Consider the following 21,373-nt stretch of genomic DNA (forward strand, 5'->3'; position numbering starts at 1 on the left):
AGACGCACCAATGTCTTCGCAACCCACTCCATCGGCGCCGGCCGAGTCCGGCGGCGCCGCGCTGCCCGGCGTGCCCGCGCCTGCGCCCGTGGTGGCCGGCCTGCGCGGGCTGGTGGCCGACTGGTCGTCCGACCAGCAGGCCTTCAAGGTGTCGTGGGGCAAGGCGATGATGTGGATCTTCCTGCTGTCCGACACCTTCATCTTCAGTTGTTTCCTGACCGGGTACATGACGGTGCGGATCGCCAGCACGGATACGTGGCCGAATCCGAGCATCGTGTTCGGGCTGAAGGTCGGCGGCGCCGAGGTGCCCTTGCTGCTGATCGCCATCATGACCTTCGTGCTGATCAGCAGCAGCGGCACGATGGCGATGGCCGTGAATTTCGCCTACCGCCGCGACCGCGTGAAATGCGCCAGCCTGATGTTTGCCACGGCGCTGTTCGGCGTGGCCTTTGTCAGCATGCAAGCCTTCGAGTGGAGCAAGCTGATCCTTACCGAAGGGGTGCGTCCCTGGAGCAACCCGATGGGCGCGCCGCAGTTCGGCTCCACGTTTTTCATGATCACCGGTTTCCACGGGCTGCACGTGAGCTGCGGCGTGATCTACCTGCTGATCGTGGCGACCAAGGTGCTGCGCGGGCGCTACGAGCGCACGGGCAACTACCAGATCGTGGAGATCGCCGGGCTCTACTGGCACTTCGTGGACCTGGTCTGGGTCTTTATCTTTGCGCTGTTCTATCTCTGGTGAGGCACGCCATGGCATCGTCGACTCCGTCTCCCGATGTGCCCGGCCTGGCACCGGCGGCGCCAGCGCATGCGTCCACCGGCGCGCACGGTGAATCGCATCACGGGCAGCAGCACCCGATTGGCCTGTACCTGAAGATATGGGCGCTGTTGTTCGTGCTGTCCACGCTGTCCTACATGGTGGACTACTTCCACTTCGAGGGTTATCTGCGCTGGACCCTGATCCTGCTGTTCATGGTGATGAAGGCCGGCCTGATCGTCGGCGTCTTCATGCATATGGCGTGGGAGCGGCTGGCGCTGATCTGCGCCATCCTGCTGCCGCCGCTCTGCCTGCTGGTGCTGGTGGGCCTGATGGCGATGGAAGCCGATTACACATTCCTCTTGCGCGGTGCCTTTTTCCGCTGAACGCATGCTCGCCGGGGGCACGGGCCGGTTTTGCCCGAGGCGGCGTGCCGGGTACACTTGAGCGGTTGCCCGCCACCACGAGGAAGCCATGCACCCAGCCACGGAAGCCATCCTGACCTATAACCATGGCCGCGATCCCGAGCGGCTGACCCGCAAGCTCGCCGCCATCGCGGCGGATCCGTTTGCTTTCCTGCGTGGCACCAACCATCTCTATGCGGCCGCGGTGGGCAACGAGGCCGCGCTGATCGAGGCGCCGACCACCTATGTCTGCGGCGATCTCCACCTGGAGAATCTCGGCAGTTTCAAGGGCGACAACGGCCTGGTTTATTTCGATCTCAACGACTTCGACGATGCGCTGGTCGCGCCGCTCACGGTGGACCTGGTGCGCCTGCTGTCGAGCCTGATGGTTGCCGCACCGCAACTGGGGCTGTCCGCTGCCGACGCGCGTGCCGGCGCGCAGAGCATGCTCGATACCTACGCGGCGGTGCTGGCCAGCGGCAAGCCGCGCTGGGTGGAGCGCGCCACGGCCACCGGCATGGTGGCGACGCTGCTGCGCCGGGTCAAACGCCGCCGCCGCGGCGAGGTCCTGGCCGCGCGCACGGTGCGGCGCGCCGGCAAGCGGCGCCTGCTGGTCGACGGCAAGCATGCGCTGGAACCCCTCAAGGGCGCGCGCAAGCGTACCGCAGCGATCCTGAGCGAGTTCGGGCGGCAGTCGCAACATGGGAGGCTGGTGGCCGACGATGCCGCCCGCAGGATCGCCGGCGTTGGCAGCCTTGGACTTGAACGTTACGTTGTGCTGGCTCACGCGGAGAGCGATCCGCTGGCTCAGCGGCTGGTCGACATCAAGCGCGCCGCGCCCAGCGCCTGGCAGGGGCTGCCGTATCGCACGCAGCCCGCCTGGAACAGCGAAGCGTCACGCGTCGTGCACATCCAGCATGCGATGCAGGCGGCCTCCCCGGCGCTGCTCTCGGCGGTGAAGATGGGCAAGGCTTCCTATATCGTCAAGAGCCTGCAGCCCACCGCCGACCGGGTCAACCTTGGCTCCCACACCAATCGCGAGGACCTGCGCGAAGTGCTGTTCACCATGGCGCGCGCCGCGGCCTGGGCGCACCTGCGCGGATGCGGGCACAATGCCGCCGATCGCATCGAGCAGTTGCAGGAGTTTGCCGGCGGTACGCGCTGGCGCGCGCCGGTGCTGCGGCTGGCGCGGCACGGTTGCGAGCTGGCGCAGGCGCAGTGGAAGGATTTTGTCGAGGATTACGAACTCGCCCGTGGCCTGGGGGCGAAGCCAGCCGCGCCGCGTTGAAGGCACCGTGTGACGGGGGAGGGCGCCGGACGATGCATGCGTGCCCTCGTCCGGCGCTTCCGCCGCGGCGGTGAGGCCGCGGCATTGCGCATCAGACCTGCGTGATGAACTTGGTCACCAGGTAGCCATCGAAGGTTTCCTGGCCGCCTTCGCTGCCGATGCCGGAATCCTTGATGCCGCCGAACGGCGTCTCGGCCAGCGCCATGCCGAAGTGGTTGATATTGACCATGCCGGCTTCCAGGCCGTTGGACACCAGCGTCGCGGTCTTCAGCGAGTTGGTGAACACGTAGGAGGCCAGGCCGAAGGGCAGGCTGTTGGCGCGGCGCAGCACTTCCTCCGCATCCTTGAAGCGCGTCACCGGCGCCACCGGGCCGAAGGGCTCGTCGACCATCAGCTTGGCGTCGTCGGGCAGGTCGGTGACCACGGTGGGGGCGAAGAAGAAGCCCTTGTCGCCGATGCGCTTGCCGCCGGCCACGACCTTGCCGCCGCGATGGCTGGCGTCATCCAGGAACTGTTCCATCGAGGCGATGCGGCGCTCGTGTGCCAGCGGGCCCATCTGGGTACCGTCTTCCAGGCCGTCGCCGACCTTGATCGAACCGATCACCTCGGTAAAGCGCGCCAGGAACTTGTCGTAGGCTTTTTCCTGCACGTAGAAGCGCGTGGGCGACACGCACACCTGGCCGGCGTTGCGCAGCTTGAAGCGCGCCAGCATTTCCGCTGCCGGCTCGATGTCGGCGTCGTCGAACACCAGCACTGGCGAGTGGCCGCCCAACTCCATGGTCACGCGCTTCATGTGAGCGCCGGCCAGTGCGGCAAGTTGCTTACCCACCGGCACGGAACCGGTGAACGAGATCTTGCGCACGATCGGCGATTCGATCAGGTAGGTGGATATTTCGCCCGGCACACCCCAGACGATGTTCAGCACGCCCGGGGGCAGGCCTGCATCGTGGAACAACTGGGCCAGCGCGACCACCGCGCTGGGCGAATCTTCCGGGCCCTTGAGGATCAGCGTACAGCCGGCGCCGATGGCCGAAACCATCTTGCGGATCGCCTGGTTGAAGGGGAAGTTCCACGGGGTGAAGGCCGCGCAGACGCCGATCGGCTCGCGCACCACGATCTGGCGCACATTGGGCTGGCGCGGCGGGATCACGCGGCCGTAGATGCGGCGGCATTCCTCGGCGTGCCATTCGGCGTGCTCGGCGCAGATCATGACTTCGCCGATGGCTTCAGCCAGCGGCTTGCCCTGGTCCAGCGTGATGTTGCGGCCGATCTCCTTGGCGCGCTCGCGGGTCAGTTCCGCAACGCGGCGCAGGATCCTGGAGCGCTCCAGTGGCGAGGTCTTCTTCCAGCTTTCGAAGGCGCGCTGCGCCGCGGCCAGGGCGCGGTCGAGGTCCGCGCGGCTGGCGTGCGGCAGCTTGCCCAGCAGTTCCTGGGTGGAAGGGTTGATGACGTCTTGCTCGCGTCGGTCCCCTCCCTTGACGAATTCCCCGTCGATGTAGAGGGCGAGATCCTGGTACATGCCTTTCTCCTGATGAAGGTTGCGTGCGACAAGTGCAGCCGGTGCTGCCGCTGTGAGGGTGCCGTGCCCGGGCCGGGCACAGCGGCGAAACCACAAGCTTAACCTGACGGCTCATTTTGTGCACCGGCGGGCGCCGGCTGTCCTGTGCCTTGCAGGTTTCTCTTTACCGATTGCAAAGTTCCATCAAGTGGCTGGCATACGAGTTCTGAATCGCCTCCAGCAGTTGTTCCCGATTCGCTGGAATCGCCATTTGCGCTCCCTTCCGCTCAGGTGTGCCGCACCGCCACCATGCTGCGCGTGGCGAGGGCCAGCGCATTGTGCCGGGCACCGCCGCCGAGGCTGTCGGAGATCTCCGTGGCGGCATTCAGCACCAGGTCGGCGAAGCCCTTGATTTTCTGCGGCTTGAAGCGCTCGGCGGGTCCGGACAGCCCGACCGCGGCAATCACATGCCCGTTGCGGTCGCTGATCGGAGCGGCGATGCCATACACCGTCTCGCGCCACTCGCCGCGATTGACCGCATAGCCCTGCTTGCGGACTTTTTCCATTTCCTGCAGGAAGCGCTCCGGCTCCACGATGCTGTTGGGCGTGGACGGCGCCAGCGCGGCCGACATGCGCTGCAGCGCGGCGTCCGGCTGGAATGCCAGCATGGCCTTGCCGGTGGCCACGCAATGCGCCAGCGCGCGGCCGCCGATCTGGGTATAGGCGCGCACCGGGTTGGGGCTGTCGATCTTGTGCACATAGACCACTTCGCCGCGATCCAGCACGGACAGGTGGACGCTTTCGCCGCTGGTGTGCATCAGCTTGTCCATCCAGGCTTCGGCATGGCGGCGCAGGTCCAGCCGCGAGAGCACCGCCGAGCCCAGTTCCCAGAGCTTGATGGAGGCGCTGTAGCCGGTGCCGGAGGTGTCCCGGATCACATAGTTGAGATCGGTGAGCGCTTGCAGCAAGCGGTGCACATTGCTCTTGGCCAGGCCCAGGTGGGCGGCGATCTCCGTCAGGCCGAGAGGGCGCTCGCTGTGGGCCAGCAGCTCGATGACACCCAGGCCTTTGATCAAGGTGTTGTTCATGTCGGACTTGCCGTGTGTGGCGCACCCGGCATTGGTTCTCAAATGTGGAACGATTGTAGCCTATTTTGGAACGTGAATATAATGATCCGCATCGCGGTCCAAAGGCGGGAGTCAGCCGGGCCGTCAACGTTTTCCGGGTATCCAGATGCACGATGTCAGCGAGAAGGACCTGCCCCTGCACGGGGTCAGGGTGGTGGAGTTCTGTACCGTGGCGGCCGGGCCGTTCTGCGGCATGCTGCTGGCCGACATGGGCGCCGAGGTGGTCAAGGTGGAGCCGCCGGACGGCGACACCTTGCGCCAGTGGCCGCCGCTGTCGAACGGGTTTTCCGAGAACTTTGCCTCGCTCAACCGCAACAAGCAGTCGGTGGCGCTCAACCTGAAGGATCCGGCCGACGTCGCCCTGGCGCGGCAACTGATCCTGGACGCCGATGTGGTGATCGAGAACAACCGTCCCGGCGTGATGGACCGGCTTGGCCTGGGCTATGCGAGCTTTTGCGAGCACAAGCCGCAGTTGCTGTACTGCTCGGTGTCGGCCTATGGCCAGAGCGGCCCGCGCGCCGGCGAGGGCGGTTTCGACCTGACCATCCAGGCGGCGGCCGGGGTAATGAGCGTGACCGGCGAGCCCGATGGCGCGCCGGTCAAGTGCGGCGTACCGCTGGCCGATTTCGCTTCGGGGCTCTACGCCGCCTTCGCCATCGCCAGCGCGCTGGCGCGGGTGCGCGCCGGCGGTGCGGGTTCGCATATCGACGTGCCGATGTACGGCTGCACGCTTGGCATCGCCGCGCTGCAGACCAGCGAATACTTCGGCACGGGCAAGAGCCCGGTCAAGCTCGGCTCGGCCCATCCGCGCAATGCACCGTACCAGGCCTTCCGCGCCGCCGATGGCTACTTCGCCATTGCCGCGGGCAACCAGAAGCTCTGGCTGGCGGTGGTGAAGGTCGTGGAGTTGCCGGCGCTGGCGGCCGATGCCCGCTTTGCCACCACGCGCGACCGTGCCGTCAACCAGGTTGCGCTCAAGGCGCTGCTGGAAGAGTGTTTCGCGGGAGCCGGCGTGGCGCACTGGATCGCGGTGTTCAATGCCGCCGGCGTGCCGCATGCGCGCATCAACGACTACGCCGCCGCGCTGGACGATCCCCAGGTCGCGCATATGGAGTGGGTGCAGCCGCTGACGTTGCCGGGCGGCCACCAGACGCGTACCTTCGCCTCGCCGCTGCGCTTCGATGGACAGGGGCTGCCGATCCGCCGCGATCCGCCGGCGCTGGGAGAGCACAACGACGCCATTCGCGCGCGCTACCCGGTGGGCGGCGCGGACCATGACACTTCCAGGGAAGCATGATGAATGACAAGATCGAACGGCTGCGTGAGTTCGTCGCCACCATCAGCCGGCTGGTGGAACAAACCGGACCCGGTACCGGTAACGAGGCCGCGCTGCTGGCCGGCGCCACCGGTCCGCTGCGCGAACTGGTGGCGCACGACGACTGGCTGCCCGACGCGATGGCGCGGCCGCATCCCGTCTATTACCAGCAGCACCTGCTCTACGGCGATCCGCTTGACCGCTTCTCGCTGGTGAGCTTCGTTTGGGGGCCGGGCCAGCAGACGCCGGTGCACGATCACACCGTGTGGGGCCTGATCGGCGTGCTGCGCGGCGCCGAGCTCGACCAGCACTACCGTGCCGAGGCGGGCAAACTGGTGGCCGATGGCGGCGAGGTCCTGTTGTCCGCCGGCCAGGTGGCCGCCGTATCGCCCACGCTGGGCGACGTGCACCGCGTGCGCAATGCGCACGACGACCAGGTCTCGGTCAGCATCCATCTGTATGGCGGCAATATCGGCCGCATCCGGCGCCATGTCTACGACGCGGCGAGCGGCGAGACCAAGCTGTTCATCTCCGGCTACTCCAACGCGCTGGTGCCCAACTTGTGGGCCCAGGCGGCGACGTGAGGGGGCCGCGGTGACACAAGGCATCCTGCTGGCCGACAAACAGGGCGACGTCACCCGGCTGACGCTGAACCGGCCCGGGCGCGGCAATGCACTGTCGGCCGCGCTGGTGGAGGAGCTCGCGGCGGCGGTGCAGGTGTGCCACCACGACGGCACACGCCTGCTGTCCATTGAGGGCGCGGGCACGCATTTCTGCACCGGTTTCGACCTGGGCGACCTGGATAGCGAGAGCGACGATTCGCTGCTGGCGCGTTTCGTGCGCGTCGAACTGCTGCTGCAAAGCCTGCATGGCGCGCCCTTCACCACCGTAGCGCTGGTGCAGGGGCGGGTCATGGGCGCGGGTGCCGACCTGCTTGCAGCCTGCGAGCAGCGCTGGGTCGCGCAGGGCAGCAGCTTCGCCTTCCCGGGGGCGGCCTTTGGCCTGGTGCTGGGCAGCGCGCGGCTGGCGGAGCTGGTTGGCGTGGCCACGGCGCGGGAATGGATCGGCAGCGGGCGAGCCGTCCGGACAGAAGAAGCGCTGGCCGCCGGCCTGGCCGGCACCGTGGTGGAACCGGAGGCACGCGCGGCCGCGCTTACGGCACTGGCCGCGCGTGCGCGCCGGCTCGATGCACCGACGCAGGCGGCCATCCACGCCGCCACGCTGGGCGGGCCCGGCGCTGCCGATGCGGCGCGCGCCGCGCAGCTAGCCGAACTTGTGCGTTCCGCCGCCCGTCCGGGGCTAAAGGCGCGCATCGCGGCTTATCGGGAGGCATCCAGGCGCTGACGCAGTGCCGCCAACCTGGCGGCACTGCGCAATCCGCATTTGGTGGCGGTGATCGGCGCTCGCGCGGCTCAGAGCGGCTGTGGGCTGAATGCCGGCAGGTCCGGCCATGCCAGCGTTGCCCAGACTCCCTTGGGCGGGGCGAGGAGCTGGCGCAAGCTTGCTTCATCGAAGGCTTTGCCCATCGGGTCGGCCCGGAACGCCGCAACCCATTGCCGGCGGCCGGCGATAAAGGCAATGCCGAATTCCTCCCAGCTTGCAAAGCAGTCCTGCGCACGCTGCGCATTAAGCAACAGCACGCGCCAGGCGGCCATGGGCTCCGCCCAGCCCATCAACATGACAATGCGCGCAAAAAACGCCATCCGGACACAGGCAAACGCCAGCGCGGCACGAGGATCGTCTGTCGGCAGGAGCGCATGCAGATCGGTGCGAAACCAACGCGATTCGAGTACCTGGGCGAGGTGCTGGCGCGCTTCGTCGTCGGTCGCATTGGCCCGGAACTCCATCTGGTGCAGCAATTGCGCACGAAAGAATGCGCGCGCATTCTCCGTCAGGCGGTCCGTGGCGGGGTCGAAAAAACCGGTCATGCCCGTGGCGTCGACCATCGGCTGCGCCAGTGTCAGGGCCCATTGCTTGCGCTGCGTGAACACAGCGGAGCGCGCGGGGCGCAGACGGCGGTAAGCCCACCAAAGTACGAGTCCCCCGAGAAGGATGTAGAAGATCATCAGGTTCGGCGCTCCGTTACGATCTGGATTGCAAGGCCAGTATTTCCGCTGCCCGCGATAGCGATAGTTCCGGCCACGGCACCCCTTCGGTGGCGACAGCTTCCCCGCCGCCATGCGGATTTCCCGTTTCTGCGTTTCGTGCCGGCATAGGCCTGGTGGCATAACCGACCGATGGCGCACGCGGCGAACGCGCCGACAGCAGGCCCGGCTCGCGCGCGGCGACCAGCCATTCCACCATCGGCGTTGGCGAGCTGAGCCTGACGAAGAGTTGCGGATACCTGCCGACCAGTCGGGTCTGCGTTGCGGCGTCGGTCACGTCTTCGATGCGCTCCCAGCCGGCTGGCGTGCGTACCACGCCGATTGCGATGCAATCGGCCGGTGTTTCCTCGTCGGTGCCCAGCGCGTTCAGGCAGGCCAGCACGTCTTCGATGTAGCGTTCGATCGGCGGCCGGTTCTGCTTTCCCTTGACCTGGTCCACGCGGAGCGCGCCATTGGCCTGGATACTCACGCTGATCGTGATATGCGGATGTCCGCCGGCATCACGGAAGCTCACCAGGCGCAGCTGCTTTTGCGCCACCGCGCCGGCATACCGCTCGCCGTAGCCCCCGGCCAGCGCGCGCCGGTCGGCAAACTGCCCGAGGCAGTGCCGCATGACATAGCTTTCAAACGCCATTTCCGAGCGCAGCAGCGCACTGTCCGGCAGGAACTCCACGAACACGCCATTCGGCGTCGCCAGCAGGGTGCGCAGCGCCTCGGGCTGGCTCTGGCGCCAGCCACGCTCGATGCGCGTTGCCATCTCGGCATGTTCCTTGTCCCACAGCGCCAGCGCTTGCGGGCAGTTGATGCGGTCCAGCTTGCCTTCCAGGGCGGTGCCTTGGCGCGACGTCAGGAATTCGACTAGCCGCGCTTCCAGTGCCAGCAGGCGCGTATCGGCAGGATCGACCCAGACCACGGGTGCTAGCGGCGTTGCCGCTTCGCTGCTGCCCGCCTTGGCGGAGGCGGCAAAGCGGGCAACAATCCATTCCGGTACGGCCTCGGATTTCAGTATCTGCCGCGCATCGGCAAGCGAACCGATGTTTGTCGCCGGCTCGAAGTTGGCGACGAGATGGCGATAGAAGTGGTTAAGCAGCCAGGCGCGCACGGTCGCTTCGTCGCCTCGCGCCTGGCTGCGCGCGGCGATCCCCGACTTCAGCGCGCCGGCATTGAGCGCGTTGCGCGGCGCGTAGCCGGAGGTCCGCCTTGCCGCACTCATTTCCAGACTTGCCACCAGCTTTTGGCAGGGGCTTTGGCTTCGGTCCGATAGAGCGCCAGCTTTTCCTCAATCGCGCTGGCATCATCGCATTCGTATTCGTTGCTGCGCGGATTGAGTGCGAGGGCGCGCTCGTAGAGCGCGGCGGCCTCGGCCCGGCGATGCAGCCCGTGGAGCGTGTCGGCCCCCAGGCATACCATCCAGGACACCGGACAGGCTTCCACCTGGCGCGCGATGCGGCTCCACAATACCGACGCTTCTTCCGGGCAGCTATGCGCCAGGTTGAATGCCATCTGCAGGTGCACGCCCAACGCATCGGTGGACAAGTTGTCATCGTCCAGGCCTTCTTCCCGCTGCCATTTCACCAGGCGCTCCAGCCAGATCGGAATCTCGCGGTCGCGATCGAGTTTGTACAGAGCCTGGGACACCTCGCCCAGATAGTCGTTGGGGTCATGCCGGCTGTAGCCATGCTCGGCGGCGTAGTGCCAGAGCTGCTCGGCCGCGCTCACGATCCCTTCGGCATCCTTCATCGCGATCCGCACACTCAGCAGGCCGGCATAGTGTTCGGCAAACGGGCTGGCCGCGATGCCCCGCATATGCAGGTCGACGGCATCCTCATAGCGCCGCTCGTCGTAGCGATAGATGATGGCCAGGTTATTGCACATCATGGAGTAGAGGTGCGCGCAGGCGTCGTACGGATGCCCGCCGCCGCTCGCGAAATAGCGCTCCATGCACGCCTGCCCTTGCTCGTAGGCGGCAGTCTGCAACTTGATGAAATCGCGGTACGTCTCGTTGCGCAGTTCCGCGGGAACGCTGTCCAGGTGTTCCTCCAGGTAGCTCCCGATCGTGACCCCGAAGTTGTAGCCCCACAGCCCGCTCGGCAGGGAAGGATGCGGCAACTTCAGCGTCTGGGGCAGCCCGAGCGATTGCACTCGCGCATGGAACAGGGCGTATGCGGTACGGTTGTCGTCCATGCCGCCTTCCTGCGCCGCCGCATACAACAGCGCCGCTTGCGTGGTGGCATCGATGCGGCCTGCGCCGGCATCGTGCACGGCCGCCAGTCGCGTGATCCACGGATGGCGAGGCGAACGCTGCTCGGCCAGCGCGCGCGCGGCTGCGAACACTACCTGCATGGCCTGCGCACCATTTACTTCCCCAACGGCGCCAAAGAGCGCCTCATGAACCGGGGAGAGCGTCGGCAGATCCTGTCCGTCCTCTTGCGCCACAGAGATGAAACGCTCCAGCGTCTCGGCGGTATTGCAGGCCCGCATGGCGCACAATGGCCACCAGACGGAGTCGTCGTCCGCGTCGGCCAGACGCGCGTGAACCAGCCGCGCGGCGCCGTCCCACATCTCGGCTTCCAGCTGGTAAATGTGAAAGAAGGCCCGGCGGCCGGCCTCTTCAACGCGCCGGGCTTCGATCAGCCACGGCAGTTCGTATTCGATGAAGTCATCGCTGCCGTCCGAGGACAGGCCATGGCGCGCGGCGGAGCAAGCGTCCAGCGCGCCCGGCAAATCGCCTTGCGCGTGCAAGGCGCGCGCGGCGAGCCGGGCCAGCCGGACTTCCAGCTCACGGCGCTGCGGCAAGGCGCGGTCCGCCGTCAGCGCCGTTACCGCCTGCTGGAAGGCAGCCAGGCGTTCGGGCGCGATCGCGATCAGGGCGCCGCCCAGGCGCAGCCAGTCGTCTTCGTCGACGTCCTGATCCGCAGCCGCCGTCTGCAGCGCCAGGATTGCCGCACCGGCCGCTGCGCGCGCCTCGTCGTCGCTGCCATGACGCGACAGCGCCCACGCACGCCGCCGCTGGTAGTCGGCATGGTCCCACGCGCGGAAAGCAGCCCGCTGCGCGATGGCGCCGTCCAGTGCATTGCGTAGTTCAACCGTTTCCAGCGCGATGTCCAGGCTGCGCCGCTCCAGGCTATCGAATACCCGAAGCTGCCGGTACCGGTTCGCATCAAGGTCCGGCATCTCGGCAACGATGGCACGCATCTCTCCGAGGGCTTGCCGGGTGGGCTCTTCCTCGTCGAGGTAGTTGGCAATCTGGAGGCGATAGAGCGCCAGGTGCATGCGCAGCCCGGCCCGGGCCTCGCGCTGCGCGAGTGCCAGTACGGCGGCGCCGTCGTCGTTGACCACGGCCTGTGCAGCCGCGGAATCGCCCGCCCGCATCCACAGCGTGTGCAGCCGGTCAATGGATTCCAGTGAATCCGCCCGCAAAGGCCTGGCGCGCAATCTCGCCAGCAAATCAGCCGCTTCCGTTGAATTTCCTTCTTCGAGATCAGCTTCGAGACGGTCCAGGAATTGTTCCAGCTGAGCACCTGTCAGTGCATTGCCATTGATATCCATGAATTTTTTTGATTTTCTGGGAGAAACAACAAAAATGCCTAATGTGCGGCCAATGCCGGATTCTACCCGGAGATCCAATGGGGCTGGAGGCGCCTGCTCCTCTCGAATGAACGAGGCGCCTGGGCCACGTCACGCATTGCGTGACGGCTGTGACGGCGACTGTTTACAATTGGCTTTCTGTCTGACGACACCTGCCGACAAAGGCTGTCAGGAAGGTATGAGATAGTGGCGCGCACGGGGCATTCCGATTGATATTGCTCCTGTCACCTGATGACACGAATGCGTGTCGGGCGCAATAAGAACACGAGACAAACTCGAACATGCCAACAAAATCCAAAGCCCAGCTGACCACGGGCCCGATCGGTCGCACTTTGCTGCTGTTCTCGCTACCGGTGCTGGGCAGCAATATCCTGCAGTCGCTCAATGCCTCGATCAATTCGGTGTGGGTCGGGCATTTTCTCGGCGAGGCGGCGCTGACCGCCACCTCCAATGCCAACATCATCCTGTTCTTCCTGCTGGGCGTGGTGTTTGGCATCAGCATGGCCAACACCATCATGATCGGGCAAGCCGTGGGCGCGCGCGACCTGGGCGAAGCGCGCCGCGTGGTGGGCACCAGCACCACCTTCTTTGTCCTGCTGTCGGTAATTGCCGCGGTGCTCGGCTATGCCTTCACGCCAGACATCCTTGCCGCCATGGATACGCCGGCCGATGCCAGGGCGCTGGCCATCAGCTACCTGCGCATCATCTTCCTGGCGCTGCCCTTCATGTACTTCTACAACTTCGTGATGATGACGCTGCGCGGCGCGGGAGATTCGCGCACGCCGTTCTATTTCATGGTGTTGTCGGTAGGGCTGGACGTGCTGCTCAATCCGCTGCTGATCTTCGGCATCGGCCCGTTTCCCGAACTCGGCATCGCGGGATCGGCGCTGTCCACGCTGATCGCGCAACTGGTGAGCCTGGCCGCAATGCTGGCGGTGCTCTACCGCCGCCGCCACTTCCTCGCGCTGCGCCGGCATCAGCTGGCCTACCTGCGGCCCGATACCGGCATCTTGCGCGCGCTGGTGGCCAAGGGCCTGCCGATGGGTTTGCAGATGGTGGTGATCTCGTCGTCCGCGATCGTGATGATGTCGCTGGTCAATCGCTACGGCTCGCAGACCACTGCAGCGTATGGCGTGGCCTCGCAGCTATGGACCTATGTGCAGATGCCGGCGCTGGCCGTGGGCGCGAGCGTGTCGTCGATGGTGGCGCAGAACGTAGGCGCCGGCTTGTGGGATCGCGTGACCCGCATCACGCGGGTAGGGCTGTTGTTCAACCTGTTGATGACGGGCGCGCTGGTTGGCCTGATCTACCTGTTCAACCGCCATTCGCTCGGCCTCTTCCTGCCCGATGACGGCACCGCAATCGGCATTGCGCAACATATCAACGCCATCGTGCTTTGGTCCTTCATCCTGTTCGGCTTCACCATCGTGCTGTTCGGCACCGTGCGCGCCACTGGCGCGGTGATGGCACCGCTGGTGATTCTCTTCCTGTCGATGTGGGTGGTGCGCTTGCCGTTTGCCTGGGTACTCGAGCGCACCATCGGCGCCGATGCGATCTGGTGGAGCTTTCCGCTGGGCTCGATCGTCTCGGTGACGCTGGCGGTCGCGTACTACCGTTTCGGCAACTGGCGCGCGAGCCATATCCTGCCGGCGGCACCCAGCCCGGCGCCGGAGCCGGAGTTCGCGCCCCAGGCACCCGACACCAGCATGGGCACGCCGTGCGAGGAGGCCCTGTCCACCGCTGGCGCCGGCAGCACCGGCGAGGCGGCGATGGCAGGCGAACCGCGCGAGGTGTCGAAGCAGGGCGCTGACTGAACGCACCGGTTGGCGGCGTCCGGCACGCCGCATTGCATCACTCCAGGACGGCCCCGTGTTCAGCGGGGCCGCTTTCACTTTCATTTCCCCTTGCCAGCCCGGCCAGCCAGCGCCGCACCACCTGCTCCTCCTGCTCCGTGAGGCCGGCGCGCAACTGCGCTTCATTCTGCAGGGCGCGCTCGCGGCACGTGGCCAGCAGCGCGGCGCCGGCCGGCGTCAGCACAATGTTCTGGATCCGGCCGTGCACCGGATGGGGCTGGCGCCGGATCGATCCGGCCTTTTCCAGGTTGGCCACGATCACGCTGACGGTCTGCGGTGTCAGCAAGGCGAGCCTGGCGAGATCGGCATTGGACAAGCCGGGATAAGCGCCCAGCATGGTCAGCACCACGAATTGCGGAGAGGTGACGCCGAGGTCCCCCAGTGCGCGCTCCATGCGCAGCCGGTTGGCGGCGCCGGCCTGGCGCAGCAGATAGCCGAGGTAGCCGCTTTCGCCGCGTTTGCCCTCGCCGGGACGGGGCACGCCGTGCGCCGCGGCAGTCATGGCGGGGAGGGGGGGCGGGCTAGGCGGGCGGCGCGAGGGGGGATGGCTCATGGATCAATACGTTTTGTCATGTTCGTGCTCTGACATTATCGCAGAGTCCGCCCCGGATGCTGCGGCTGCCACGCGCGGCGGCATGAAAGGCAATCGAAAGTTGTTTATGGCACCGTGCTTGCCGTGGTCAAAGCGGATGCATGCCGTCCGTGTTTTCTTGCCGCGTGTTCCACGTTGAATGCCTCGCGCTCGGTGCCCTCTGCCGGCAGCCGGCGCTCGCGTGTTCGTGCCAGGCGCCTATCCGATCTCGCGGTTCCTGGTGCCCTCCGGGCTTCCTTCCCTTTCAGTTCGCCTTCAGTTTCCCTTCGCTTTCCCTTCAGTTCCCTTTCATGCGTCTTTCGTTAATACATCACGGTGTGATGCATATTTTTTCAGGGAATTTCAGTGCGTATCGGTGAATACCCCTAAACCAAGACAAATGAAAGCAAGCTGAAAGATCGCCTCTCTAATGTTCGAGCCAACCTGCAGGGACAGCATCTTCCCTGCCGATCGAACCGCCTTCGCATGCAAGAGCCTGTGTGTGGAGGGCACTGCTTCTATGTACTTTGAGGAGAATCGTTTTGCGCATACGCAGCCAAAAGGACTTTGCCTCCGGCCTGATGTTCATTCTGGTCGGACTGGGCTTTTCCTTCGTCGCTCGCGGCTATTCCATGGGATCAGCCGCCAAGATGGGCCCCGGATATTTTCCGTTTCTGCTCGGTCTGGTACTCGCCATACTCGGTGCCTTTGTTCTGATCGGTTCGCTATCGAGCAAGGGGGAGAAGGATCAGCTCGCCCGCTGGGACCTGAAGACCCTGTTGTGGATCCTGGGTTCGGTGGTGCTGTTCGGCCTGCTGCTCAAGCCGCTCGGCATGGTGCTGTCGGTGTTCGTGCTGGTGCTGGTGTCGTCGATGGCCAGCCATGAGTTCAGCTGGAAGGGCGCGATCCTGAACGCCATCGTGCTGGTGCTGATCAGCATGGGCGCCTTCGTGTACGGCATCAACCTGCAGATGCCGGTGTGGCCTGCTTTCATTACTGGTTAAGGAGTCGGCCATATGGAATTGATTGACCATCTTGCCTTGGGATTCTCCACGGCGCTGTCGCTGCAAAACCTGGCATACGCCTTCCTGGGCTGCGTGCTGGGTACCCTGATCGGCGTGCTGCCGGGCCTGGGGCCTCTGGCCACCATCGCCATGCTGCTGCCGGTGACCTACACACTGCCGCCGGTGGCCGCGCTGATCATGCTGGCCGGTATTTACTACGGCGCGCAGTACGGTGGCTCCACCACCGCCATCCTGGTCAACCTGCCGGGTGAATCGTCGTCGGTGGTGACCACCATCGATGGCTACCAGATGGCACGGCGGGGACGGGCAGGGGTAGCGCTGGCAACCTCGGGCCTGGGCTCGTTCTTTGCCGGCTGCGTGGCAACCCTGATCCTGGCTGCGTTCGCTACGCCGCTGTCGGAACTGGCGTTCAAGTTCGGTCCCGCCGAGTACTTCTCGCTGATGGTGCTGGGCCTGATCGGTGCCGTGGTGCTGGCTTCGGGTTCGCTGCCCAAGGCGGTTGCGATGATCGTGCTGGGCCTGCTGCTGGGTCTGATCGGTACCGACGTGAACTCGGGTGCCGCGCGTTTCTCCTTCGACATTCCGGAACTGACTGACGGTATCGACTTCGTCGCGCTTGCCATGGGTATGTTCGGCTTCGCTGAAATCGTCGCCAACCTGGAGCAGAAGGAAGACCGCGAGACCTTCACCGACCGCGTGACCAACCTGTGGCCGACCAAGGAAGACTTCAAGCGCATGGCGCCCGCGGTTCTGCGCGGCACGATGCTGGGTTCGGCGCTGGGCATCCTGCCGGGCGGCGGTGCTGCACTGGCTTCGTTCGCGGCCTACTCGCTGGAAAAGAAGACCTCGAAGTACGCGCATGAATTCGGCAAGGGCGCCATCGAAGGCGTGGCAGGTCCGGAATCGGCCAATAACGCCGCCGCGCAGACCTCCTTCATCCCGCTGCTGACGCTGGGCATTCCGCCCAACGCGGTGATGGCGCTGATGGTGGGTGCGATGACCATCCACAACATCCAGCCGGGCCCGCAGGTCATGACCAGCAACCCCGCGCTGTTCTGGGGCCTGATCGCCTCGATGTGGATCGGCAACCTGATGCTGATCATCCTGAACCTGCCGATGATCGGAATTTGGGTGAAGCTGCTGACCGTGCCTTACCGCTTCCTGTATCCGGCCATCCTGGTGTTCTGCGGTATCGGTGTGTACTCGGTCAACAACCAGACCTTCGACGTGTTCATGGCGGCAGGCTTCGGCATCCTCGGCTACCTGTTCCTGAAGCTCAAGTGCGAGCCGGCTCCGTTGCTGCTGGGCTTCGTGCTGGGACCGATGATGGAAGAGAACTTCCGCCGCTCCCTGCTGCTGTCGCGTGGCGAGTTCACCGTGTTCGTGACCCGTCCGCTGTCGATGGGCCTGCTGATCGCCGCTGCCGCACTGGTCGCTGTTGTCGCACTGCCGTCGATCAAGGCGAAGCGCGAAGAGGCGTTCCAGGAAGAGTAGTCATAGAGCCCCACCCGCGCCGGCGTCGTGCCGGCGCACGCAACGCAAGATTTGGGGTGCCTCGGGCACCCCGATTTTTTTGGATAGCGCTCCCGGTGCAAGCCGGGCCGCTCGCACTGAACACGCCCGGCTGCGCTCGCAGTGCCAGGGCTGCGCATGATGATCTGCTCTATCGCACCGCTGTCTGGTGCGTCACAGGCGCCGCATGAGAACTCCAGCACTAGATGGCTTCGTTTCGAAGCTGTACATCCTGAAACTTGTCCAGTCGAGTCCGTCGACAGTAATGACACTGGTCGACCGTTTGCGCGAGCATGGGGTCGAGAAGAATATTCGTTCGCTCAGGCCCATCCTGCGTAGCTTGCTCATCGCACGGGCCATCACGGCGGAGTTGGTGGAAGGCAGTGGCCGGGTCTATTGCATTACGGATAGCGGGCGCGAGGAACTGGATAACTATCTCTCGCACCTGGACGTGCTGCAGAGTGATATCGGGCAGGGGAGTTGAGGTGCGCCCAACCCTCAGCCAGTCTCCCCCGCCTTCCACCTGGCCGGGAACAGCAAGAGACAAACCACAGTACCCCGCCCGGAAGAGTCAATCGACAGCTCGCCGCCGATGGCAGCCGCGCGGCTGCGCATATTGGCCAGGCCATGCCCCTGCACGGCAGCCGCGACATCGAATCCACACCCGTCATCCCGTATCTCGATCAGGATGGCCCCGCCACCGCGGGCCTCTCCCCCGACGCTGCGCGCCACCACCTGCACCACGCCGCTGTCTGCATGCTGCATGACATTGCTAAAGGCTTCCAGCAACAGGTACTGTAGTTCCCGCACTATCTGCGGCGTCAGGCCGGCCGCAGCCGGCAATCGCTCCACCTGCCAGTCCACTCGCAACCTGGCCGCTTCCAGCCTCGCGTGCAACCGATAGCGCAGGTTGCCAAGCACGGCGGCGAGATCGCCGCCAGTGTCCTGCATGGCATCCACCGAGAATTTCAGCGCATCCAATGCATGCTGAAGGTGCTCCTGCAACACCGCGGGCGAGCCCTGCCCGGAGCGCAGCACGCTGAGCGCACCGACCAGCGTGCTGCCCAGTCCGTCGTGCATGTCACGCATGATGCGCCCGCGTTCCCTAAGCGTGGCCTGCTCGCGCTCTACCTCGCGCGAGTGGGCGTAGAGCCTGTGAAGCTCCTGCTCCTTTTGCGCAACCTTGTGGTCAAGGTCACGGTTGAGATCGGCCAGCATGCGGGTGGTGCGCGTGTACCGGTCGACCAGCAGCCATGCCATGGTCAGGCTGAACAGCAGCGAGACATATTTGGTGAGTGCCGTATCCCAGTAGAAGTCGCCGGTGAGCCAGATGCGCACGAAGTCGGCGGCGGTGAGCGCGGTGGCAAGGCCCAGCGCGACGGCGAGCACCACCCGTTCGTGATTGGGACGCCGGAGCGCCGACCATACCAGCGCGCCCGCCACGTAGCAGGCGATCGCCACATTGATGCCCCAGTCCGCCACTTTCAGGTAAGGCAAGCTCAGCACGCTGGCCATCAGCACGATCAGCGGAAACTTGATCCACAGGTAGGCGTTGACCGCCCACCCCGGCCAGCGCGCGCGCACGTCGATGATGATAAAGGCGAACTTGGCCGTCGCTACCATGAAGATCGCCCGGCTGGAAAGCACGATGACCTGCCAGACGCCGCGCGGCAACGGCGTATCGGCGAGGAAGAACTCGGCGAGGCTGATGGCCCAGGCGATCTCCGCGAGCGCGTACAAGCCGAACAGGGGATCGCGCTGGCGCCACCAGATCAGCAGCGAGATGGCGGCCAGCAGCAGGCTGACGGCGGCGATCACCAGCGGACCGATCACGCGGAACCACAAGGCGCCATCGTAGTGGGAACGCACCACGTTGCCGGGGCCGAACTCGATCCTGGACAGGCCGCCGCGTCCATTGGACAGCGCGGCGATGGTGACGACCAGTTCGTTGTCGGCCCGCAGCATGACCTCGGGCACCGGCACGTAGAGGGGACGCTGCCCCGCGTGGATGGCGGGTGCCGACAAGTCGCCGGAGGCTGCCAGCAGCTTGCCGTTCAGGCGCATCTCGAAGCTGTTGGCGGCTCGTGCCAGGTAGAACGCGGGCGTGTCGTGGCCGGTGGGAACGTACTGAAAGGCGAGCCGGTAGGTGGCCGTGCCGTCCCTGCCGGGGAATTCGCGGTCCCAGTAGTGCGGCAGCTTCAACTGCAGCGGGACCGGCCCCGTTACAGCGCCAGGACCGCCGCCGGTCAGGCGGACAATCGCTTCCGCCTGTTCCAGTGCCTGCACCTGCGCGGGCTGTTCGGTTTGCGCATGGCTTGCGCCTCCCACGCCCGCCGCGCAGGCGGCCAGCAGCAGGGCGAACGAGACGATCCATTTGGCGGCGAGCAGGATGCCGGCCGGATGCGCTCCGGGCAGCGGTCTCACAAGGTTTTCAGCAAGCCGAGTTTGTGGGCTTCGAAGACGGCTTCCGTGCGGGAGTTGACAGCAAGCTTGCCGTAGATGTTCTTGATATGCGCCTGTACCGTATGCACGCTGATCGACAGGTGACCGGCGGTTTCCGCATAGGTGTAGCCGCGGGAAATCAGGTCGAGCACCTCGGTTTCGCGGGCCGAAAGCGTCACCTCCGCCCCCTGGGCGCCTGGCGCGTCCGGCGCCGGCAGGCCCGGCGCGCTGGCGCTGCGCAGCCGGGTGATGACCTTGCGCGCGATGACCGGGCTCATTGGCGAGCCGCCCGCGCGCAGCTCCAGCACAGAGGCGCGCAGGTTGTCGTCCGATTCGTCCTTGAGCAGGTAGCCGGTGGCCCCCGCTGCGATGCTGGCCAGCACATTGGCCTCGTCGCCGAACATGGTGATCACCATGCAGTCGCAGCGCGGGTGCAGCCGGCGCGCATGGCGGATGACATCGATGCCGGAGCCGTCCGGCAGCCCGAGATCGCAGAGCAGCACGTCGGGCTCCTGCGTGTCCAGCCATTCGCAGGCGCTGGCGCGCTGCGCGCAGGCCGCCACTACCTGGATGCCGGGCAAGCTGCTGAGGGCACTTTGCAGGCGCGCGCTGGTGGCGGGGTCGTCTTCCACTAGCAGGACACGGATATCGGCTTCCGGGGCCGGAGACTGGTTCTGTGAGCGCATGGTGTGGGCGGAGGCTGGTCTCGACTATGCCGCGGAGCGGGCAGGGCGCGCTACTCCATATTCATGGGATGGCGCCTGGCGGGCTATCGTAGCGCTGGCGCCGGTCGTGGTCAAACCGGCGCGGAGGGCGAAAAGCGGCGGGCGGCAGGGGCGGCGATGCGTGCCGCCCCGCCCGGTCAGGATGTCATCACGACCTGGTTGCGGCCATTGCGCTTGGCTTGGTAGAGACCCGCGTCGGCGATTTCGACGATGCGGCTGAATGGCATATCGGCACCGGGCACCATCGCCGTGCCGCCGATGCTGACCGTCACATACGCACCTACCGGGGAGCCGCTGTGCGGTACCTGCAGGGATTCGATTGCGCGCCTGACCTTCTCGGCAAGCAGCCGCGCGCCGCCGGGCGAGGTGGAGGGCAGGATCATGGCGAACTCCTCGCCGCCAAAACGCGCCGGCAGGTCGGCAGGGCGCGCGCAGTTCTCGCGGATCACGCCCGCCACGCGGCGCAGCACTTCGTCGCCAGCCACGTGACCGTAGGTGTCGTTGTAGGCCTTGAACGAATCCACGTCGATCATCAGCAGCGCCAGCTGGCTTTGCTCGCGGTTGGCGCGTTTCCATTCCGCCCCGAGGTACTCGTCGAAATAGCGCCGGTTGGACAGCCCGGTCAGGCCGTCCGAGTTGGTCAGCCGCTGCAGTTCCAGGTTGGTCTCGAGCAGTTGCTGCTGGCTCTGGCGCAGCGCGCGGTAGGCTTCGTCGCGTTGTTGCAGGTTGAGGTAGGAGCGCGAGTGATAGCGGATGCGCGCCACCAGTTCGATGGTGTCGGGCAGCTTGACGAGGTAATCGTTGGCGCCGGCGGCAAAGGCCGCGCCTTTCATGATCGGCTCTTCCTTGGTGGACAGCACGATGATGGGAATGTCGCGCGTCGCCGGGTTGGCGCGGTATTGCTGCACCAGCGTCAGGCCGTCGATGCCGGGCATTACCAGATCCTGCAGGATCACCGTGGGGCGGGTGCGCTCCGCCACGGCGACGGCTTCGTCGGGCTTGGCGCAATAGTGGAAATCGATGTCCCGCTCGGGTTCGAGTTCGCGCCTTACCGCTTCGCCCACCATGGCCTGGTCGTCCACCAGCAGCACCATGGCCTTGTATTCATCCTGGTGCTGCCTGGTGCTAGGGGCTGTTTCTTTAGACATTATGTTCCTCGTGCT

The 21,373-nt window shown here is 65.7% G+C and carries 19 protein-coding genes; 10 read left to right on the forward strand and 9 right to left on the reverse strand.

The features are described 5' to 3' along the window. Positions 1-10 precede the first annotated feature (10 nt). The 3 genes from AC1DT6_RS14925 (at position 11) to AC1DT6_RS14935 (ending at position 2,449) form a co-directional block, all read left to right on the forward strand. Positions 11-742, forward strand: coding sequence for a heme-copper oxidase subunit III family protein (locus AC1DT6_RS14925; RefSeq protein WP_441629448.1), 732 nt, complete (start codon positions 11-13; stop codon positions 740-742). An 8-nt stretch (positions 743-750) separates the two neighbouring features. Next, complete coding sequence (locus AC1DT6_RS14930; RefSeq protein WP_441629449.1) at positions 751-1,143, forward strand: cytochrome C oxidase subunit IV family protein; 393 nt, start codon at positions 751-753, stop codon at positions 1,141-1,143. Positions 1,144-1,231: 88 nt separating this feature from the next. Then, on the forward strand, positions 1,232-2,449 hold the full coding sequence (locus AC1DT6_RS14935; RefSeq protein ID WP_441629450.1) for a DUF2252 domain-containing protein: 1,218 nt from the start codon (positions 1,232-1,234) through the stop codon (positions 2,447-2,449). Positions 2,450-2,540: 91 nt separating this feature from the next. Here the strand turns inward: AC1DT6_RS14935 and AC1DT6_RS14940 are convergent, their stop codons facing one another. Then, positions 2,541-3,968, reverse strand: a complete 1,428-nt coding sequence (locus AC1DT6_RS14940) for an NAD-dependent succinate-semialdehyde dehydrogenase (protein ID WP_441629451.1) — start codon at positions 3,966-3,968, stop codon at positions 2,541-2,543. Between the two features lie 266 nt (positions 3,969-4,234). Beyond that, complete coding sequence (locus AC1DT6_RS14945) at positions 4,235-5,035, reverse strand: IclR family transcriptional regulator (RefSeq protein ID WP_441629452.1); 801 nt, start codon at positions 5,033-5,035, stop codon at positions 4,235-4,237. Between the two features lie 145 nt (positions 5,036-5,180). Between AC1DT6_RS14945 and AC1DT6_RS14950 the strand changes: the two genes are divergently transcribed. The 3 genes from AC1DT6_RS14950 to AC1DT6_RS14960 are packed head-to-tail and all read left to right on the forward strand — an operon-like array spanning position 5,181 to position 7,733. Next, positions 5,181-6,371, forward strand: coding sequence for a CaiB/BaiF CoA transferase family protein (locus tag AC1DT6_RS14950; RefSeq protein ID WP_441629453.1), 1,191 nt, complete (start codon positions 5,181-5,183; stop codon positions 6,369-6,371). Continuing rightward, positions 6,371-6,973, forward strand: coding sequence for a cysteine dioxygenase family protein (locus tag AC1DT6_RS14955; protein ID WP_441629462.1), 603 nt, complete (start codon positions 6,371-6,373; stop codon positions 6,971-6,973). Before AC1DT6_RS14950 ends, AC1DT6_RS14955 begins: the two co-directional genes overlap by 1 nt. Before the next feature lie 10 nt (positions 6,974-6,983). Continuing rightward, positions 6,984-7,733, forward strand: a complete 750-nt coding sequence (locus AC1DT6_RS14960) for an enoyl-CoA hydratase/isomerase family protein (protein WP_441629454.1) — start codon at positions 6,984-6,986, stop codon at positions 7,731-7,733. 68 nt (positions 7,734-7,801) lie between these two features. Here AC1DT6_RS14960 and AC1DT6_RS14965 read toward each other — a convergent pair whose 3' ends face one another. Genes AC1DT6_RS14965 through AC1DT6_RS14975 form a run of 3 tightly spaced genes read right to left on the reverse strand, consistent with a single transcriptional unit; the run spans position 7,802 to position 12,043 of the window. Then, positions 7,802-8,569: a DUF1266 domain-containing protein gene (locus AC1DT6_RS14965; RefSeq protein WP_441629455.1), complete on the reverse strand. Its 768-nt coding sequence runs from the start codon at positions 8,567-8,569 to the stop codon at positions 7,802-7,804. After that, the gene (locus AC1DT6_RS14970) at positions 8,472-9,707 is read right to left on the reverse strand and encodes a hypothetical protein (protein ID WP_477111780.1); all 1,236 of its coding nucleotides are present in this window, start codon (positions 9,705-9,707) and stop codon (positions 8,472-8,474) included. The genes AC1DT6_RS14965 and AC1DT6_RS14970 overlap by 98 nt, the downstream gene beginning before the upstream one ends. Then, positions 9,704-12,043 (reverse strand): hypothetical protein, encoded by a 2,340-nt coding sequence (locus AC1DT6_RS14975; protein ID WP_441629457.1) that lies wholly within the window; start codon positions 12,041-12,043, stop codon positions 9,704-9,706. Before AC1DT6_RS14975 ends, AC1DT6_RS14970 begins: the two co-directional genes overlap by 4 nt. Positions 12,044-12,363: 320 nt before the next feature. Between AC1DT6_RS14975 and AC1DT6_RS14980 the strand changes: the two genes are divergently transcribed. Further along, positions 12,364-13,896, forward strand: a complete 1,533-nt coding sequence (locus AC1DT6_RS14980) for an MATE family efflux transporter (RefSeq protein WP_441629458.1) — start codon at positions 12,364-12,366, stop codon at positions 13,894-13,896. Positions 13,897-13,933: 37 nt separating this feature from the next. On the opposite strand, the gene AC1DT6_RS14985 is transcribed toward AC1DT6_RS14980, so the two are convergent. Continuing rightward, positions 13,934-14,437 carry a MarR family winged helix-turn-helix transcriptional regulator gene (locus AC1DT6_RS14985; RefSeq protein ID WP_441629463.1) on the reverse strand — a complete coding sequence of 168 codons (504 nt, stop codon included), beginning with the start codon at positions 14,435-14,437 and terminating at the stop codon, positions 13,934-13,936. 611 nt (positions 14,438-15,048) lie between these two features. Here AC1DT6_RS14985 and AC1DT6_RS14990 point away from each other — a divergent pair. The 3 genes from AC1DT6_RS14990 to AC1DT6_RS15000 all read left to right on the forward strand — a co-directional run bounded on the left by AC1DT6_RS14990 (position 15,049) and on the right by AC1DT6_RS15000 (position 17,527). Then, positions 15,049-15,510 (forward strand): tripartite tricarboxylate transporter TctB family protein, encoded by a 462-nt coding sequence (locus AC1DT6_RS14990; RefSeq protein WP_045236286.1) that lies wholly within the window; start codon positions 15,049-15,051, stop codon positions 15,508-15,510. A 12-nt stretch (positions 15,511-15,522) separates the two neighbouring features. After that, positions 15,523-17,025: a tripartite tricarboxylate transporter permease gene (locus AC1DT6_RS14995; protein WP_045236287.1), complete on the forward strand. Its 1,503-nt coding sequence runs from the start codon at positions 15,523-15,525 to the stop codon at positions 17,023-17,025. A gap of 205 nt (positions 17,026-17,230) precedes the next feature. Then, positions 17,231-17,527: a helix-turn-helix transcriptional regulator gene (locus tag AC1DT6_RS15000; protein ID WP_045236288.1), complete on the forward strand. Its 297-nt coding sequence runs from the start codon at positions 17,231-17,233 to the stop codon at positions 17,525-17,527. Positions 17,528-17,541: 14 nt separating this feature from the next. Here the strand turns inward: AC1DT6_RS15000 and AC1DT6_RS15005 are convergent, their stop codons facing one another. The 3 genes from AC1DT6_RS15005 to AC1DT6_RS15015 all read right to left on the reverse strand — a co-directional run bounded on the left by AC1DT6_RS15005 (position 17,542) and on the right by AC1DT6_RS15015 (position 21,358). Then, the gene (locus AC1DT6_RS15005) at positions 17,542-19,467 is read right to left on the reverse strand and encodes a sensor histidine kinase (RefSeq protein WP_441637136.1); all 1,926 of its coding nucleotides are present in this window, start codon (positions 19,465-19,467) and stop codon (positions 17,542-17,544) included. Continuing rightward, a complete protein-coding gene (locus tag AC1DT6_RS15010; protein ID WP_441637138.1) occupies positions 19,464-20,171 on the reverse strand; it encodes a response regulator transcription factor in 708 nt (235 codons plus the stop codon). The genes AC1DT6_RS15005 and AC1DT6_RS15010 overlap by 4 nt, the downstream gene beginning before the upstream one ends. Before the next feature lie 176 nt (positions 20,172-20,347). Continuing rightward, entirely contained in the window at positions 20,348-21,358 is a 1,011-nt protein-coding gene (locus AC1DT6_RS15015; protein WP_441637140.1) for a diguanylate cyclase, read from the reverse strand. Between the last annotated feature and the right edge of the window lie 15 nt (positions 21,359-21,373).

Source organism: Cupriavidus sp. 01L45, assembly GCF_056399885.1.

What these genes read in the sequence shown, in the direction of transcription:
- AC1DT6_RS14925 (WP_441629448.1), top strand. Translation starts at nt 11, where the DNA reads ATGTCTTCGCAACCCACTCCATCGGCGCCGGCCGAGTCCGGCGGCGCC.
- AC1DT6_RS14930 (WP_441629449.1), top strand. Translation starts at nt 751, where the DNA reads ATGGCATCGTCGACTCCGTCTCCCGATGTGCCCGGCCTGGCACCGGCG.
- AC1DT6_RS14935 (WP_441629450.1), top strand. Translation starts at nt 1,232, where the DNA reads ATGCACCCAGCCACGGAAGCCATCCTGACCTATAACCATGGCCGCGAT.
- AC1DT6_RS14940 (WP_441629451.1), bottom strand. Translation starts at nt 3,968, where the DNA reads ATGTACCAGGATCTCGCCCTCTACATCGACGGGGAATTCGTCAAGGGA.
- AC1DT6_RS14945 (WP_441629452.1), bottom strand. Translation starts at nt 5,035, where the DNA reads ATGAACAACACCTTGATCAAAGGCCTGGGTGTCATCGAGCTGCTGGCC.
- AC1DT6_RS14950 (WP_441629453.1), top strand. Translation starts at nt 5,181, where the DNA reads ATGCACGATGTCAGCGAGAAGGACCTGCCCCTGCACGGGGTCAGGGTG.
- AC1DT6_RS14955 (WP_441629462.1), top strand. Translation starts at nt 6,371, where the DNA reads ATGAATGACAAGATCGAACGGCTGCGTGAGTTCGTCGCCACCATCAGC.
- AC1DT6_RS14965 (WP_441629455.1), bottom strand. Translation starts at nt 8,569, where the DNA reads ATGGCGGCGGGGAAGCTGTCGCCACCGAAGGGGTGCCGTGGCCGGAAC.
- AC1DT6_RS14970 (WP_477111780.1), bottom strand. Translation starts at nt 9,707, where the DNA reads ATGAGTGCGGCAAGGCGGACCTCCGGCTACGCGCCGCGCAACGCGCTC.
- AC1DT6_RS14975 (WP_441629457.1), bottom strand. Translation starts at nt 12,043, where the DNA reads ATGGATATCAATGGCAATGCACTGACAGGTGCTCAGCTGGAACAATTC.
- AC1DT6_RS14980 (WP_441629458.1), top strand. Translation starts at nt 12,364, where the DNA reads ATGCCAACAAAATCCAAAGCCCAGCTGACCACGGGCCCGATCGGTCGC.
- AC1DT6_RS14985 (WP_441629463.1), bottom strand. Translation starts at nt 14,437, where the DNA reads ATGACTGCCGCGGCGCACGGCGTGCCCCGTCCCGGCGAGGGCAAACGC.
- AC1DT6_RS14995 (WP_045236287.1), top strand. Translation starts at nt 15,523, where the DNA reads ATGGAATTGATTGACCATCTTGCCTTGGGATTCTCCACGGCGCTGTCG.
- AC1DT6_RS15000 (WP_045236288.1), top strand. Translation starts at nt 17,231, where the DNA reads ATGAGAACTCCAGCACTAGATGGCTTCGTTTCGAAGCTGTACATCCTG.
- AC1DT6_RS15010 (WP_441637138.1), bottom strand. Translation starts at nt 20,171, where the DNA reads ATGCGCTCACAGAACCAGTCTCCGGCCCCGGAAGCCGATATCCGTGTC.
- AC1DT6_RS15015 (WP_441637140.1), bottom strand. Translation starts at nt 21,358, where the DNA reads ATGTCTAAAGAAACAGCCCCTAGCACCAGGCAGCACCAGGATGAATAC.